A 16,483-nucleotide genomic window follows, 5' to 3' on the forward strand; every position below is an offset into this window, starting at 1 on the left:
TTCCCGGTTTCCTGCACCTTTTTTCTGACGAATGCCGTAGCTTTGTCGCCTATTTGGCTTGAAACTTTATGCTAACCGAACCCATCCAATCCGTTGCTGTTCGTACTCCCGACCGGCTGGCGGAAGTCGCCTGGTTTGACGACCTCTGCGGCGGTGATACGGAGTTTCTGGGCGTTCTCGACCCGACCCGCCGCAGCAGTTACGAACATTGCCGCGACATTATGCAGACCGCCGACCGGCTTGGTTTCGGCAATATTCTGCTGCCGACCTCCTACATTGTCGGCCAGGAAGTCATCCCGTTTGCCGGGGCGATGGGTCCGCAGACGGAGCAGATCCACATGCTGACGGCCATCCGGACGGGCGAATACTGGCCGCCGATGCTGGCCCGCCATATCGCCACGCTCGACCATATTCTGAAAGGCCGCCTGACGATCAACATCATCAATTCCGACCTGCCGGGCCTCAAAGAAGACCCGGACCTGCGGTATAAGCGCTGCGAAGAAACCATCGAAATTCTGAAGCAGGCCTGGACGCAGGATCGCATTGATTTCGACGGCGAAATTTACCAGGCCCACCTGAAATCGACCGATCCGGTGAAGCCTTACCAGCAGAACGGCGGGCCGCTGCTGTACTTCGGCGGTATCTCGGAGGGCTCCAAAGACGTTTGTGCCAAATACTGCGACGTGTTTCTGATGTGGCCCGAGCCGGAAGAAAGCATCTACGCCACCATGCAGGACATGAGCGCCCGCGCGGCGGCTTACGGCCGGAAAATCGACTTTGGCCTGCGGGTGCACGTGATTGTCCGCAAGACGGAGGAAGAGGCCCGCGCGTGGGCACAGCACATCATGTCGAAGTTCGACCCCGAACGCTTTAACCTGAAAGACCGGACGCAGGACAGCAAGTCGCTGGGCGTGCTCCGGCAGGACGCTTTCCGCGAGCAGTCGCAGGACGATTACCTCGAACCGCTGCTCTGGGGCGGCATCGGCCGGGCCCGGTCGGGCTGCGGCGCGGCGATTGTCGGAACGCCGGAACAGGTGCTCCAGAAGCTGAACCGCTACATGGACATGGGCATCCGGGCGTTCGTTCTGTCGGGCTACCCGCTGATCGAAGAATGTGAACGGTTTGGCCAGCACGTGCTGCCGCATTTGCCGACGGCGCAGTTGTCGGTCGTACAGGGCCGCCGACCGCTGGAAGAGCCGGTAACGCCGCTGACGACGGGTGCACTCCGGTGACGGGGTGAAACGATTAAAACCGTTTGGACCCGCGGTTAAAACCGTTCGGACCCGCGGTTAAAACCGTGGGCTATGGAAAAAAAAACGAGCCCATGGTTTCAACCATGGGCCAATGACGAATTACCCATTTTTGTTAGTCGTTTTAACGACTTAACCCTCTCTTGAAATCATGACGTTACAGAACAAAACCGTTCTTCTTACCGGCGCTTCCAAAGGCATTGGCCGCGTCCTGGCCCTGGAACTGGCCCGGCAGGGTGCCCACCTCGGGCTGGTAGCCCGCTCCGAAGACAGCCTCCAAACGCTGAAAGGCGAAATCGAAGCGCTGGGCGCGCAGGTCGAAATCTTCCCCGGCAACGTGGCCGACGAAAGCCTCGCCAACCGGGCCGTGCAGACGCTGACCGAACGCTTTGGTCGCCTCGATTTTGTCATCAACAATGCCGGGTACGGGGCTTTCGGGCCGACGGAAAGCTACACCGCCGAGCAGTGGTCCGATATGTACGACACTAACGTAAAAGGCACGTTCCTGTTCAGCAAGGCGGCGCTGGCCCCGATGAAGGCCCAGCACGAAGGCCACATCATCAACATCGCATCCGATGTAGCCAAGCGCGTTTTCGACGGCGGGGCGCTGTACTGCTCGACCAAGTTTGCCCAGGATGCCTTTTCGGCCGCCCTCCGCAAGGAAGTCCGCCGCGACGGCATCAAGGTGTCGGTCGTTTACTCCGGTCTGGTCGATACCATGTTCCACTCCGACCCGCAGGGCCACGAGTCTCACGCCGACTGGCTGAAGGCCGACGACATGGCCAACACCATCGTCTACATCATGACCCAGCCCAAACACGTAGTGATTGACGAACTGATGATCCACCCGCTGTCGCAGGAGTACTAAGTCCTGAACCGGGATTTACGGTGATTGAAGTGATTGGCATGATCGGCTACGCCCCATTGAAATCAGGTCAATCCTTTAATCACCGTAAATCCCGGTTCTGACTTCACCTCTTACCTACTAAAGAATGCTAAACCAACTCCAACCGTTCGACCTTTTCGTGCTGGTCGGCTGCCTGCTTTTTCTGTTTGCGGCGAGTGCGTGGGCGGGGCGGAAAAAGAAGAACTCCGAGGACTATTTTATGGCCGGGCGGTCGCTGCGGTGGTGGTCGGTGGCGGGGTCGATTTACGGCACCAACATCCACGCCCAGCAGATCATCGGCATGATGGGCATCGGCTACTCGATTGGCTTTGCCCAAAGCCATTACGAGGTGCTGGCCGTTCCCGCTATTCTGATCCTGTGCTATATTTTTATTCCGCTGTACCGCAAACGGGAGGTTTTCACGCTTTCCCAGTTTCTCGAACACCGCTATAACGAAAACGCCCGGCTGGTCTACACCGTGCTCATTGTCGCCTTCATTCTGGTGCAGCTCATCGCGGGGTTCTACATCGGCAGCCGGACGCTCGGCATTCTGTTTCAGGGCAGCTCCTTTGAAATCAGCTATTTGCAGGGAATCCTCCTCATCGCGGCCGTGACCGTGGCTTTTACGGTTTTCGGCGGCATGGATTCGGTCGTGGTGGCCGACAACATCCTGACGATTCTGATGGTCTTTACGGTCATCATCGTCGGCGTCCTCACCCTCGCCCAGCCCGAAATCGGCGGCCTCAGCGGCCTGCTCCGGCTCGACCACAGCCAGCCCGCTGCCGCCCAGAAGATGCACCTGTACCTCCCCTCCGACCACCCGAAACTGCCGTGGACGGGCATTTTCACGGGCCTCATTATCCAGCACCTTTTCTACTGGACCACCAACCAGTACCAGGTGCAGCGCGTGCTGGCCGCTTCGACCGACCGGGACGCCCAGTTGGGCACCATCGCCGCCGGTTTCCTGAAACTGACCATCCCGTTTTTCTCCATTGCGAGCGGCGTGGCGGCGTTTTACATCTTCAACAACCGGTTTGGAGCCAACAGCGTGAAGCCGGACGACGCTTTTCTGAAGCTCATGGAAACCGTTGTGCCCTCCGGTTACGGCATCATCGGGCTGACGCTGGCGGGCCTGACCTGCGCCATTTTCTCGGCCATTTATTCGATGATGAACTCCGTCACGACGCTGCTGGCCTTTGACATTTACAAAAAATACCTCCGGCCGAATGCCTCCGACCGGCAGACGGTCCTCTTCGGGCGGATTTCGGTGGTGGTCATGTGCGCCGTGGCGACGCTGCTGACGCTCTGGACCTACGACCCGAATTCCTCCGAAAACTTCTTTCTCAAGCTCGCCGACCAGTCTTCGTACTTCAAACCCAGTCTGGTGGCGGTCTTTTTCATCGGAATTGTGTGGGCGGGAGCCAACCCGAGGGCGGCGGTGATTGCCATGCTGGCCGGGCCGGTGTTCGGCCTGCTGGCCGATCTGCTGTACAACAACGTGCTGTCCCAGCTTCCCTTTTTCCGGTCGTTGTTCGGCGAAAAACTGAATTTCCTGCACCGGGTGTTTGTCATCTGCACCTCCTGTTCGCTGTTGCTGGTGGAGCTGAGCCGGGCCTGGAACCGGCCCGGCGAACCGCACAAAGGCTTTGACGTGGTGCTCCATGCGCCGGGGATGCGCCGCGGGATTCTGCTTTTTCTGGCGCTCGAAGCCGTTGTGATCGGGCTGGTGCTGACGGGCCTGCTTTCGCCGCAGTTTGCCGCCTGGCCGGGCGCGGTGATTCCGATGGTCCTTTTTTTGGCGGGATACCGCCGTCAGACACAGGCCCTTCCGATTCTGCAGTCCGATTTATTCTATGCCGGATTGCTGAGTGCCATTTCCGTCTGGATTTTATATTACTTTGCGTAACCGTTAAGAGACCTAACGTAAACAAAGGTACCCATCCATGAAAAATGTCCTGCTTACAGGCCTCGCGCTGAGCCTGCTGTTTACTTCTTGTGCCAAACGTAACCGGGCCGAACGGGTGGCCCGCGAATCCGCCGAAATGACCGAAGCCGCGGCTTCCTCCTCTCCTTCCGGCAGTGCCTCCTCCGGCAACGTATTGACGCATACCGTTCAATCGGGTGACACCTACGTATCCATCGCCCGCCTTTACGACATTTCGGTGGCGGAGCTGCTGACCTGGAACAAAATCACGTACAAAACGCCGATTCAGCCCGGCCAGCGCCTGGTCGTGGACCCCAACATCAGCCAGAACAAAGCCGGGGCCGCCGTAACCACCGCCCGCCCGACGGGCAAAAGTCTGGCGACGCACACGGTTCAGCCGGGCGAAACGCTTTTCCGCATCAGCCAGCAGTACGACGTTCGGATCGAAGACCTCCGGGCGCTCAATAACCTCAAATCCGACGCCATTCAGGTAGGACAGGTTTTGAAAATTAAGCCGTAATGCCGACTTTTCGGCCATGCGCAACAACCTGTTCTTTTATCTTCTTCTGCTCGTACTGACCGCCGTGGACGGGTGGCTTCTGGGTCACCCGAACCTGATCGGCCGTTTTGGAATCTTCTTTTACGATTACAGCTACCTCGATACCGTCCCGAAGGCCCTGCTGACGGTCGGCGGGACGGTCCTGGCCGCCCTCGCTCTTTCCTGGATTTTCGGGCGGCTGAAGCACCCGGTCGGGTTTCTGGCTACCCTGGCGCTGACGGTCGCCTGTCTGGTCGCGGTGCTGATGACCTTCCAGAAATTCAGTTCCGGCACTTACCAGTTTACCGGCTCGGGCTTTAAAACCGGGGCGGTATTGCTCCCCATTATTCTTGCCCTGGTTTTCGGTAACGCGGCGCTGGGCCTTTCCCGCAAACGGAAACGGTGATTTTGGCCAAACCCTGCTTTTTCATGCGCTTACGGCTCGCCTTTGTTTTCCATTTTTTATGGGTTGTCCTCCCGGCTACAGCCCAGTCGGTGCTTCTGCGTCCCGACCGCGTTTTTGACGGCGAAACGATGCACGAAGGCTGGGGCGTGCTGGTAAAAGGCGACCGGATTGTCGCGGCCGGGCCGGCGGCTTCCCTGTCCGCGGCGGATGCCCGGGTGCTCGACCTGAAGGGCACAACGCTGCTTCCCGGCCTCATCGAAGGGCATTCGCACCTGCTGCTGCACCCGTACAACGAAACGCCCTGGGACGACCAGGTATTGAAGGAAGCCCGTTCGCTGCGCGTCTCCCGGGCGACCATTCATGCCCGCCGGACGCTGCTGGCCGGATTTACCACCGTCCGGGATCTGGGCACGGAAGGCGCCGAGTACGACGACGTGGGACTGAAACAGGCCATCGACCAGGGCATCATTCCCGGTCCACGCATGGTGATCGCCACGCGGGCGCTGATTGCGACGGGAAGTTATGCCCCGAAAGGCTTTAGTCCGGACATTGACGTGCCGCAGGGCGCCGAGGAGGCCGACGGGCACGACCGGCTCATCCAGGCCGTGCGGCGGCAGATCGGCAAAGGAGCCGACGTGGTGAAGGTCTACGCCGATTACCGCTGGGGCCTGATGGGCGAAGCCCGGCCTACTTTTTCGCTGGACGAACTGAAGCTGATCGTCGAGACGGCCCGGAGCAGCGGGCGGGAAGTGGTAGCCCACGCCTCTACCGCCGAAGGCATGCGCCGGTCGATTCTGGCGGGCTGCCGGACGCTGGAACACGGCGACGCGGCCACGCCCGAGATTTTTGCCCTGATGAAACAGCACGGCACGGCCCTCTGCCCCACGCTGGCCGCCACCGACGCCATCAGCCAGTACCGGGGCTGGAAAAAAGGCAGCGAAGCCGAACCCGAGCGCGTCCGGCAGAAACGGGCCATGTTCCGGCAGGCGCTGGCTGCGGGCGTAACCATCTGCGCCGGTGGCGATGTGGGCGTTTTTGCGCACGGCGACAATGCCCGGGAACTGGAATTAATGGTCGGCTACGGCATGAAACCGCTGGACGTGCTCCGGTCGGCCACGTCGGTCAACGCGGATGTTTTTGGGCTGAAGGACCGGGGCCGCATCGGGCCGGGCCTGCTCGCCGATCTGGTTGTGGTTGAGGGAAATCCGGGGCAGGCGGTGGAAAATATCCGGCGTATCCGGTTAGTAATGAAAGGAGGAGCCCTTTTCCATCCGTAAGCATCCGCTTTCGCGGCCGCTGGCGGGTCATTGTATTGAATCTATATGTTTTTTACCAAATCTTTCATCCGTCGTTAACGGTTTTTGGCTAATTTCGCCGGATACTCTAACGCGATCGAAACTCGGTCGCTAACCTGACTCCTTCTACTTTAGAATACACCGAATACCTATGTCAAACCTTGCCGAATTAAGCGTTGATGGCAAAACCTACCAGTTTCCTGTCGTGGTAGGCAGCGAGAACGAAAAGGCCATCGACATTTCAAACCTCCGTGACCAGACGGGCTATATTACCCTCGACAAAGGATACAAAAACACCGGAGCTACCCAAAGCGGTATCACGTTTCTGGACGGCGAGGAAGGCATTCTGCGCTACCGGGGTTATTCCATCGAAGAACTGGCCGAAAAAGCGTCGTTCCTCGAAGTCGCTTACCTGCTGATCTACGGCGAACTGCCCACCCAGCAACAGTACGAGGAGTTTGAACACGCCATCCGCACGCATACCATCGTCAACGAGGATATGCGGAAAATCTTCGAAGGCTTCCCCGTCAACGCGCACCCGATGGGCGTGCTCTCGTCGCTGGTGAGCGCCATGAGCGCCTTTTACCCTGACTCGTACGACGACAAGGCCCCCGAAAATACCGAACTGCACATCATCCGCCTGCTGGCCAAACTGCCGACGATTGCGACCTGGTCGTACAAAAAATCGCAGGGTCACCCGATCAACTACCCCAAAAACGACCTTGACTACTGCTCGAACTTCCTGCAGATGATGTTTGCCCTGCCGGTGGAAGAGTACAAGGTTGACCCGGTGGTATCGGCGGCCCTCAACAAACTGCTGATCCTGCACGCCGACCACGAACAGAACTGCTCGACCTCGACGGTGCGTCTGGTGGGTTCGTCGCGGGCCAACATCTACTCGTCGATTTCGGCGGGCATCAACGCCCTCTGGGGGCCGCTGCACGGCGGGGCCAACCAGGAGGTGATCGAGATGCTGGAAGAAATCAAGGCCGATGGCGGCGACGTAGCGAAGTACGTGGACATGGCCAAAAACGCCAAAACGACGGGCTTCCGGCTGTTCGGTTTCGGCCACCGGGTGTACAAGAACTTCGACCCGCGGGCGAAAATCATCAAGAAAGCGGCCGACGACGTGCTGACCAAGCTGGGCGTCAATGACCCCGTTCTCGAAATCGCCAAAGGTCTGGAAGAAGCCGCCCTGAACGACCCGTATTTCGTCTCGCGCAAGCTGTACCCGAACGTGGACTTCTACTCGGGCATCATCTACCGGGCGATGGGCATCCCGACCAACATGTTCACGGTGATGTTCGCCATCGGTCGTTTGCCGGGCTGGATTGCCCAGTGGAAAGAAATGCGCGCCACGAAAGAGCCGATCGGCCGCCCGCGTCAGGTGTACACCGGCGCCACGCCGCGCGATTTTGTAGCGATGGAAAGTCGCTGAGCCGTATCCAAAGACCCGCACCCACGGACTTTAGTCCGTGGGTGCGGGACCCCGGCCAGACGGCCGGGGTTTTTGTTTTCAGGTCGTAGTGATGCCTAGCGCGAGGGCCAGCAGGAAGAAGCAGAAAACGGTAACCGAATACATCACGGACAGCAGCAGAAACTTCACCGTCGTTCGGACCCAGCCTTGTTTGTAAACCTCTTTCAGCGAAAGCAGGAAGTAAAGCCAGCACAGCCAGAGCGTCCAATTCAGCACCTGGTCCGTGGTCGATTCGTTCATGAAATACGTAACGCCCAGCGCCAGCGAGAAAAACAGGAAGATGACCGAGTGGGCGTGCACCGAAAAAATGAGGTGATCGAAGTAATAACGCCGGTACTGTTTGCGCCGGGCGTAGAACAGGTACAGCAGAAAAGCCACAAAAGGCATCAGCACAAACATAATCACCGACAGCTTTTTCAGGAACAGATTGGTGATTTCCCGCAGCGTCTCGGACTTTCCGTTCATAAAACCCGTAAGCCGTCCGCCGTTCCGGACAGCGATCCGGTTCAGAAAATTCACTTCACCCCCCGCCGCCCGGACCACGGAATCCACCTCCGCGTTGGAGGCCCGCCGGATGGTCTGATCGAAACGATTCTGTTCCTCTTCACTCGCAAAGGCAATATTGGCGGTTTCGCGGCCATCCACCGGAATCAGTTCAATGCCCCGCTCAGGTCGGACCGTGTCGGGCAGCAGGCGCAGTGCCTGACGCAGCCGCTCCCGGTTTTGATCCGTTATGGTTACTTTTCCTTTCCGCAGCAACGAATCCAACTGGCCGTTCTGCATCGTCCGGTACTGCCCCAGATAGGTAGAGCCGTTGGCCCCAACTGAATATTCCAGCGGGATAGACGCTATGCTTTCCAGCCCCCGAACCTTCAGCAGACTATCCTGCTCCAGCAGACCGCGAATGGATTCGCTTCCTTTGATAGCCAGAAGGCCGTTTTCCGTACTTTTTTCCAGTCGGTAGTCGGCAAATTTGGTAATGAGAAAGAAGAAAATGACGCTGACGAAGACGTACAGACGGGCGGGCGGCACATACCGGGCCCGTTTGCCCTCCAGAAACTCCGACGTCATCCGGCCCGGACGGGTAAAAACGGCTTTCAGCGTATTCCAGAGCTTGTTGTCGAAGTGCGTGATGCTTTCGACAAATTCATAAAGCAGGTGGCTCAGCGGAAGCTTCAGGTCGTGGTTTTCCTGACCGCAGGTAGGACAGAAATTGTCTTCCGGATTTAGGGCCGTATTGCAGTTGGGGCAAACCGACAGTTTTTTGTGGTGCGATGACATAAAATAGGACAAGCGAAGAGGTGAGTCACCGTAAAAATAATAGGATAAGGCGTATATTCCGCGACGGTCTTCCCGGCGGCACGACGGATTGTGGTGCCGCCAGGCTTTATAAACCCACCTTTGCTGCATGAAATACCGCTACCGCGTTCTGGCGCTGCTTTTTCTGCTTTCCACCATTACGTTCCTCGACCGCGTCTGCATGAACGTGGTCAGCAAGTACGTCAAGACGGACCTGGGCCTCGACAACCGGCAGTTCGGCTGGATTCTGGGCTCTTTTTCCCTCGCCTACGCCCTGTTCGAAATACCGACCGGATCGCTGGGCGACCGCATCGGCCCCCGGCTCGTGCTGACCCGGGTCGTGCTCTGGTGGTCGGGCTTTACGGCCCTGACGGGCACGGCGGTTTCGTGGCTGTATCTGGTGGTGGTCCGGTTTCTGTTCGGGGCGGGCGAAGCGGGCGCTTACCCGAATGCCTCCATCGTGATTTCCCGCTGGTTTCCGGCCATTGAGGTCGGGCGGGCGCAGGCGGTCATCTGGGCGGCCGGGCGGCTGGGCGGGGCACTTACGCCGCTGCTGGTGATTCCGCTGGTGCATGCCGTGGGCTGGCGCTGGGCGTTTGTAGTGCTCGGTGTGGTGGGGGTTGGCTGGGCGCTGGGCTGGTATCTGTGGTTCCGCGACGATCCGGCTTCCCAAAAAGGCATCACCCCGGCCGAAGCGGAAGAAATCGAGGCGGGGCGGCGCATCCGGCAGACGGACCACCGGCTGCCGTGGCAGACGATCATCCGGACGCCCTCGCTCTGGGCGCTGATGCTGATGTGCCACCTGTTTTTCTACGGCTCGTATTTTTTCACGAACTGGTCGTCGGTCTACTTTCAGGAAGGGCGCGGCATGACCGAGGATCAGACCAAAAATTTCATCTCCCTCTCCTACTTTCTGGGAGCCATCGGCTGCGTCATCGGCGGGCTGCTGAGCGATCTGCTCACCAAAAAATACGGTTTACGAACGGGGCGGCGGGCGGTGGGCATCGGCGGACTGGGTCTTTCGGCCATTTTCTTCGCGCTGGCGGGCTCGGCAGCTGATTCCGAAACGGCGGGCTATCTGCTGGCCGTCTGCGTTCTGATGAAAGATCTGGCACTGCCCGTGGCGTTTGCGGTCTGCGTAGATATGGGCCAGCGCAACGCCGGCACCGTGGCGGGGGCCATGAACTTCGCCGGACAGCTCGGCGGCTTTTTTGTCACCATCCTCTTCGGCTACATCGTCGAACTGACGGGCAACTACAACTATCCCCTGTTTCTGATCGCCGCCTGCCTCGCCGTCAGCGCGGGGCTGTGGACGCAGATTGATCCGGAACGGAAGATAGTTATGAGTTAGGAGTTATGAGTTAAGAATTATGAGCGGTCCGCCGCTTCGGTTGGCTTCGCTTAATTAGGTATCCTTACCGGGCGGAGCGGACCATTCATAATTCATAATTCATAATTCATAATTCATAATTCATAATTCATAATTCATAATTCATAATTCATAATTCATAACTCATAATTCATAACTAACAAAAAGAGGTGGCCGGAAGACTCCAGCCACCTTTTCGGTTTGTCAAACAATAACCATTATAACAGTTGTTGCTTAGCGACGGATGGGTTAGGCCAGAGGCTCGTCACCATCTTCCTCCGCAGCACCCAGCGGGTCAAGCAGCGCGTTCTCGTCTACTTTTACTTTGGCGCGGATTTTCGCTTCCAGTTCGTTCATCAGCTCCGGGTTGTCGAGCAGCAGTTCTTTCACCGCATCGCGACCCTGAGACAGGCGATTGCCTTCGTAGGAGAACCAGGAACCGGACTTCTTCACAATTTCCATTTCAACGGCCAGGTCCAGAATCTCACCGACTTTGGAAACGCCCTGTCCGTACATGATGTCAAACTCAACGACCTTAAAGGGGGCCGCCAGTTTGTTCTTAACTACTTTTACCTTCGTGCGGTTACCCGACACTTCGTCACCGTCCTTGATCTGGCCGATCCGGCGAATGTCCAGGCGCACCGACGAGTAGAACTTCAGGGCGTTACCACCGGTCGTTGTCTCGGGGTTACCAAACATAACGCCGATCTTCTCCCGAAGCTGGTTGATAAAGATGCAGCAGCACTGCGTCTTGTTGATCACGCCCGTCAGTTTCCGCAGGGCCTGCGACATCAAACGGGCCTGCAGACCCATTTTGCTTTCGCCCATATCGCCTTCCAGTTCGGCTTTCGGAACCAGCGCGGCAACGGAGTCAATGACGATGATGTCAATGGCACCGGAAGAAATCAGGTGCTCGGTAATTTCAAGGGCCTGCTCGCCATTGTCCGGCTGGGCGATGAGCAGGTTATTGATATCAATTCCTAATTTTTCGGCGTAAACCCGGTCGAAGGCGTGCTCGGCGTCGATGAAGGCCGCCATGCCACCCATCTTCTGGGCTTCGGCAATGCAGTGCATCGTCAGCGTCGTCTTACCGGAAGATTCGGGACCGTAGATCTCCACAATCCGGCCTTTCGGTACGCCACCAATGCCCAGCGCCAGGTCCAGACCCAGTGAACCCGTCGAGATGACCGGAACGTCCACAACCTTGCTTTCGCTCAGCCGCATTACAGTTCCCTTGCCATACGCCTTATCGAGCTTCTCGATGGTGGTTTGCAGGGCCTTCAACTTGTTTTCATTAGCCGTTGCTTGTGCCATGTGATTTGTCTTAATCAGAGATATTTGTTGGTTATTTAGCTTATAAATTTACGAAGATCGGCCCGGAAATCCAAGTAGGCTCCGGAAATAAATCAGGGCTTTTCCGACCTTGTAAACGCCTTCAAAATAACCAGAAACAAGGGATTTACGTTCCGGCCAAAGTGGTTACCCGATGGCTTCAAATCCCTTAAAATGGTAACGGGCAGCAAGGTACTGAAACCCTGGCTGCCCGTAAAATTGATTGTGTAAACGGCACCGGATGGCCCGGCCCCGCAGACGGCTGTCTTACAGTTTGTAGGCGATCGTGGCCGAGTACTGACGCGGCGCAATCGGGTTCACGCTGTTGTCGTCGTGGACGTTGTACGTCAGCTTGTTGAGCAGGTTCGACACTTTTACCCGGACCGACAGGCGGTTGAGCGTATACCCCGCCGAAGCGTCGAACTGGAAGTAGTTCGGCAGCGCCATCAGCTTGAAGGCATCGTTTTTCACCGTCAGGCGGGTCGAACGGCCCGCGACGCGGTCGCCGAAGTAGAAGGTCGTGAAGCCCACGTTCAGGCCTTTCAGGAAGTTGTCGGACACGGTGTAGAACAGGCTGGCGTTGGCCGTGTGCTGCGGGTTGTAGCGCAGGCGGCTGCCCACGATGTAGATGTTGCTTCGGGTGTAGCGCGTGTCGTTGTAGCTGTAACCGCCCACGAACGAGAAGCCCCGGTAGGGTTTGCTCATCAGGTCCACCTCGATTCCTTTGCTGGTCACTTCACCGGCCAGTTCCTGCGCATTCGGGTAGGTCGCGTTGGCCGGAACGACCGTCTGCGCGAGGTTGCTGTTCACGATGCGGTAGAGCGTCACGTTGGCCGACAGCAGGCCGTCGAACAGTTCGTTCTTGGCCCCCACTTCGTACTGGTTGATGAACGAGACCGGCAGCGCGTTGCCCGTCACGTCGATGCCCGCATTCTGCACGAAGGAGTTGGCGTAGCTGGCAAAGATCGACATCGTTTTCAGCGGCTGGTAAACCAGGCCGAAGCGCGGCGTGAAGGCCCCGTCGAAGTAGTCCGTCTCGACGGCTTTCTGCGTCGAATAGGTGTACACTTCGCTCACCCGCTGCTGGTAGCTATACCGAACGCCGGCCAGCACTTTCAGTTTTTCGGAGAGCGCGATCAAATCCTGAACGTACACGCCTACCCGGTTGATGGGGCTCTTGGTCAGCGTGTTCCGGTTCAGCGACGGAATGTCGGCCCGCTGCTTGTATTCGTTCGGGTTGTAAATGTTGATGGAGTCGTAGCGGGCAATGGGGCTGTAGGCGGTCGTGGCCGTGAAATATCGGTCGGCATCGGCCCCAAACAGGAAGGTGTGTTTGATCGGCCCCGTGGCAAACTGGCCGTTCAGGTCGATCTGGCCGAGGTAGTAATCTTCCTCCACCTGGCTGCGCTGCAGACCGCGAATCCATTTGCCACTGGCCTGAATCATCTGACCCGAAGCGTTGGGGCGGGTCGTGCCGAAGAGGTCGTTGCTATACGTCTGGTACGAACCGACCGCGCGGATGTTCCACGCCCGGCTGAAGCGGTGCGTGATGGTGGTGGTTACGCCTTTCTGCTCGGTTTTGTTGTAGGACCATTCGGCCCCGATGAAGCGGCCGCGCGGCACGTTGGGAATCGTGTAGTTGATGGCACCGATGCCGTAGTCCAGCGTCCGGGTGTCTTTCAGGTAATCGCCTTCGACGAGGATGTCCGTTTTCTCACCGGCTTTGATCAGAAACGACGGGTTGATGTAGAAGCGTTCGGAGTTGACCACGTCGCGGAAGCTGTTGCCCCGTTCGTAGCTGGTGTTGATGCGGTAGGCGATTTTGTCGCTGTTGTTGAAGGCGCCGTAAATGTCCAGCGACGGCTTGTAGAATCCGAAGCTGCCCGTGCGGAGCGAAATCTGTCCGCCGTTAGCGAATTGGGGCTTTTTGGTGACCAGGTTGATTACCCCGCCCGGCCCGACGTTTCCGTACAGAATGGCGTTGGAGCCTTTCATGACTTCGACGCGCTCAATGCCGCTCATTTCCGGAAAAATGCCGTTGTTGAAACGGGAACCGTTCTTGAAGGTGTTGTTGCTGTTGAAAGCAAAGCCCCGGCCGGCCAGTTCTTCCTGCGTGCCGCCCGTGTTGCCCATCTGGTACACGCCGTTGATGTTCAGCAGGGCATCGCTCAGGCGGAGGACCTGCTGCTGTTCCAGAATTTCTTTGCCGACTATGGTGATGCTCTGCGGCAGGTCCATCGGCTTGATGGCGATTTTGCCGATTGTCACCGGCTCTTCGTTGATGTTCCGGCGACCGCGAATCATCACTTCTGTGAGCTGGCGGGCGTTTTCCTGCAGGCTGATGTTGGCCTCCACGGTCTGCCCGGCCCCGACGGCGACGGACACTTCGGAATCCTGCATGCCCACGAAGCTGACCACAACTGTGTACTGGCCTTCTTTCAGTCCTTTCAGCAGGTAGCTGCCGTCTTCGGCGGTTACCGTGCCCCGGTTGGTATTTTTGAGAATGACGTTAACGTAAGCGGCGGGCTGACCATCGACCGTGATTACCTTGCCGCGGATGCTGCCGCCCGGAGCGTCGTCGTCGTTAGCAAAACTAGTAAAAGCGGTCAATACCAGGAGAAAACAGGAAAGAAGAACGTTACAGAAGCGTACACGTGTGGGCATTCCGGTAGGTAGCTTTGGTTATTTAGATTAATTTTAAACAAAGGTAAGAGTCAGTTTAGATTCATTCCAAATAAAAACGCATTTATTTCCCTGATTTTTGTCATAGCGGGCGACTGTCGCTTTACATTTGTTTATGGTTCGTAAAATCTTGCTGCTCCTGTTGGGAGTATGTCTGGCTGTCGGAATCTGGCAGCGGGAGTTGATCAGTTACGGCTGGATGCAGGCCCGGGGCCAGCTGCGCATTCTGTGGAATACCCGCCCCGTGGAGGAGGTGCTGGCGGACCCGTCCTTTCCGGATTCGCTGAAACAGAATATCCGTCTGATTCAGGAAATCCGGCAGTTTACCGTCGATTCCATCGGCCTGAATCCGTCGAAAAGCTACACAAGCCTGTACGACCAGCAGGGCAGGCCGATTCTGTGGGTCGTGGTCGCGGCAGAGAAATATCAGCTACGGGCGAAGGAATGGTCGTTTCCGGTCATCGGGACGTTTGCCTACAAAGGCTTTTTCGAGAAGGACCGGGCCGATGCCGAACAGAAAGCGCTGACGCGCCAGGGGTACGATACCCGCCTCAACGAAGTCTCCGCCTGGTCGACGCTCGGGTTTCTGAGCGACCCCATTCTGTCGTCCATGCTGACCCGCAGCGAGGGGCGGCTGGCAGAATTGATTATTCACGAACTCACACACGGCACGCTGTTTGTAAAGGATAATCTGGAGTACAACGAGAACCTGGCCGATTTTGTCGGGGAGTACGGCGCGCTGCGGTTTCTGGCCCAGAAATACGGGACGGATTCAGCTCCTTACCGGGCTTATCTGGCTGAGAAAGAATACAATGAACGATATGATGAGCATATTTTTCGCGGAACCCGGAAACTTGACAGCCTGTATCGGACGTTTACTCCACAGATGAATGAGGCGTTTCGGGAGACCGGCAAGTGGTCGCTGATTCAGGAGATCGTCGATTCGGTGGATACGCTGGACGCGGGCTTCAGGCGGCAAAATAGTCGCCCGGTCCCTAAAAAGCGGCGATTCAGCCAACAATCGCTACCCAATAATGCTTATTTTATCGCATATTCGACCTACCGGCAGCAGCAGAATCGCTTTCGGGAGGAATTCGAAAAAAGGTTTAGATCGAATTTCAAGAACTATTTAACATACCTGAAGAAGACGTATCCGTCGTTATAACTTTCGACCTTCGTCTGACGAGTGGCTATGAGAAAAGTAATTGCCATCCTGTTTTTTCTGGGAGCCGTAACGCTGGCGAATACGGCCTTTGCGCCGCAGCATACCTACCGCCGGGTAGTGAACAACAGCTTCGGACCGGGCGAACACCTGGAATACAAAGTGCATTACGGCTTTCTGAATGCCGCCGAAGCGACCGTTGATGTGGCTCCCTCGTTTTATAAGGTCAACGAACGCCCCTGCTACCGGGTGAACGTCTACGGCCGCACCGTCGGGGCCTTCGACCTCGTGACGCGCATCCGCGACACCTGGCGTTCGTACATCGATACGTCGGCCATTCTGCCCCAGAAGTTCTACGTCAACATTCAGGAAGGCAACCACCGCAAGGAGGAGAACATTACTTTCAACCACGGCACCAATACCGTCCGGGCGGAGGAACGCACGGAGAAAAATACTTTCCGGGTACCCGAAAACGTCCACGACGTAATCAGCGGCTACTATTTCCTGCGCACCATCGAGTTCAACCGCCTGTCGGTCGGCCAGACGGTCGAAGTGCCGGCTTTTTTCGACGACGAGATTTACAACATGAAGGTCCGGTACCGGGGCAAAGACGTTATTAAAACCAAATTCGGCCGCATCAACGTCATCAAGCTGAACCCGATCATGCCGCCCAACAAGCTTTTCAAAGGCGAAGATGCCATCCGCATCTGGGTCTCCGACGATGTCAATAAAGTGCCCGTCAAGGTGGAAGTCGACCTCTGGGTTGGGGCGATGGAAATGGACATCAAAAAGCACAAGGGCCTGCGCAGCGATCTAAAATTTTATTAATTCTTTCCGTGCCCCGACTTTCGGGGCACGGTCGT

13 protein-coding genes are annotated in these 16,483 nt (G+C 57.3%); 10 read left to right on the top strand and 3 right to left on the bottom strand.

Annotated elements, in window-relative coordinates; translation table 11 throughout:
• Positions 1-68: 68 nt before the first annotated feature.
• From ORG26_RS06630 to ORG26_RS06660, 7 genes are all read left to right on the top strand, one after another.
• The gene (locus ORG26_RS06630; RefSeq protein WP_266367839.1) at positions 69-1,232 is read left to right on the top strand and encodes an LLM class flavin-dependent oxidoreductase; all 1,164 of its coding nucleotides are present in this window, start codon (positions 69-71) and stop codon (positions 1,230-1,232) included.
• A gap of 169 nt (positions 1,233-1,401) precedes the next feature.
• Entirely contained in the window at positions 1,402-2,118 is a 717-nt protein-coding gene (locus ORG26_RS06635) for an SDR family oxidoreductase (RefSeq protein WP_266367841.1), read from the top strand.
• Between the two features lie 124 nt (positions 2,119-2,242).
• Entirely contained in the window at positions 2,243-4,042 is a 1,800-nt protein-coding gene (locus ORG26_RS06640; RefSeq protein ID WP_266367843.1) for an SLC5 family protein, read from the top strand.
• Positions 4,043-4,079: 37 nt separating this feature from the next.
• On the top strand, positions 4,080-4,580 hold the full coding sequence (locus tag ORG26_RS06645) for a LysM peptidoglycan-binding domain-containing protein (RefSeq protein WP_266367845.1): 501 nt from the start codon (positions 4,080-4,082) through the stop codon (positions 4,578-4,580).
• A 16-nt stretch (positions 4,581-4,596) separates the two neighbouring features.
• Complete coding sequence (locus tag ORG26_RS06650) at positions 4,597-5,004, top strand: hypothetical protein (RefSeq protein ID WP_266367847.1); 408 nt, start codon at positions 4,597-4,599, stop codon at positions 5,002-5,004.
• Between the two features lie 23 nt (positions 5,005-5,027).
• On the top strand, positions 5,028-6,281 hold the full coding sequence (locus ORG26_RS06655; RefSeq protein WP_266367849.1) for a metal-dependent hydrolase family protein: 1,254 nt from the start codon (positions 5,028-5,030) through the stop codon (positions 6,279-6,281).
• 169 nt (positions 6,282-6,450) lie between these two features.
• Positions 6,451-7,737, top strand: coding sequence for a citrate synthase (locus ORG26_RS06660; RefSeq protein ID WP_266367851.1), 1,287 nt, complete (start codon positions 6,451-6,453; stop codon positions 7,735-7,737).
• A gap of 78 nt (positions 7,738-7,815) precedes the next feature.
• On the opposite strand, the gene ORG26_RS06665 is transcribed toward ORG26_RS06660, so the two are convergent.
• A complete protein-coding gene (locus tag ORG26_RS06665; protein WP_266367852.1) occupies positions 7,816-9,057 on the bottom strand; it encodes a DUF3667 domain-containing protein in 1,242 nt (413 codons plus the stop codon).
• A 127-nt stretch (positions 9,058-9,184) separates the two neighbouring features.
• Between ORG26_RS06665 and ORG26_RS06670 the strand changes: the two genes are divergently transcribed.
• The gene (locus ORG26_RS06670) at positions 9,185-10,426 is read left to right on the top strand and encodes an MFS transporter (protein ID WP_266367853.1); all 1,242 of its coding nucleotides are present in this window, start codon (positions 9,185-9,187) and stop codon (positions 10,424-10,426) included.
• Between the two features lie 267 nt (positions 10,427-10,693).
• On the opposite strand, the gene recA is transcribed toward ORG26_RS06670, so the two are convergent.
• Together recA and ORG26_RS06680 are read right to left on the bottom strand one after the other, a co-directional pair.
• Positions 10,694-11,758 carry a recombinase RecA gene (gene recA / locus ORG26_RS06675; RefSeq protein ID WP_266367855.1) on the bottom strand — a complete coding sequence of 355 codons (1,065 nt, stop codon included), beginning with the start codon at positions 11,756-11,758 and terminating at the stop codon, positions 10,694-10,696.
• 285 nt (positions 11,759-12,043) lie between these two features.
• Complete coding sequence (locus ORG26_RS06680) at positions 12,044-14,440, bottom strand: TonB-dependent siderophore receptor (protein ID WP_266367857.1); 2,397 nt, start codon at positions 14,438-14,440, stop codon at positions 12,044-12,046.
• A gap of 133 nt (positions 14,441-14,573) precedes the next feature.
• On the opposite strand from ORG26_RS06680, the gene ORG26_RS06685 reads away from it, so the two are divergent.
• A complete protein-coding gene (locus ORG26_RS06685) occupies positions 14,574-15,623 on the top strand; it encodes an aminopeptidase (RefSeq protein ID WP_266367859.1) in 1,050 nt (349 codons plus the stop codon).
• A 27-nt stretch (positions 15,624-15,650) separates the two neighbouring features.
• A complete protein-coding gene (locus tag ORG26_RS06690) occupies positions 15,651-16,448 on the top strand; it encodes a DUF3108 domain-containing protein (RefSeq protein WP_266367860.1) in 798 nt (265 codons plus the stop codon).
• Positions 16,449-16,483 lie beyond the last annotated feature (35 nt).

Source organism: Tellurirhabdus rosea, assembly GCF_026278345.1.
Lineage (GTDB): Bacteria > Bacteroidota > Bacteroidia > Cytophagales > Spirosomataceae > Tellurirhabdus > Tellurirhabdus rosea.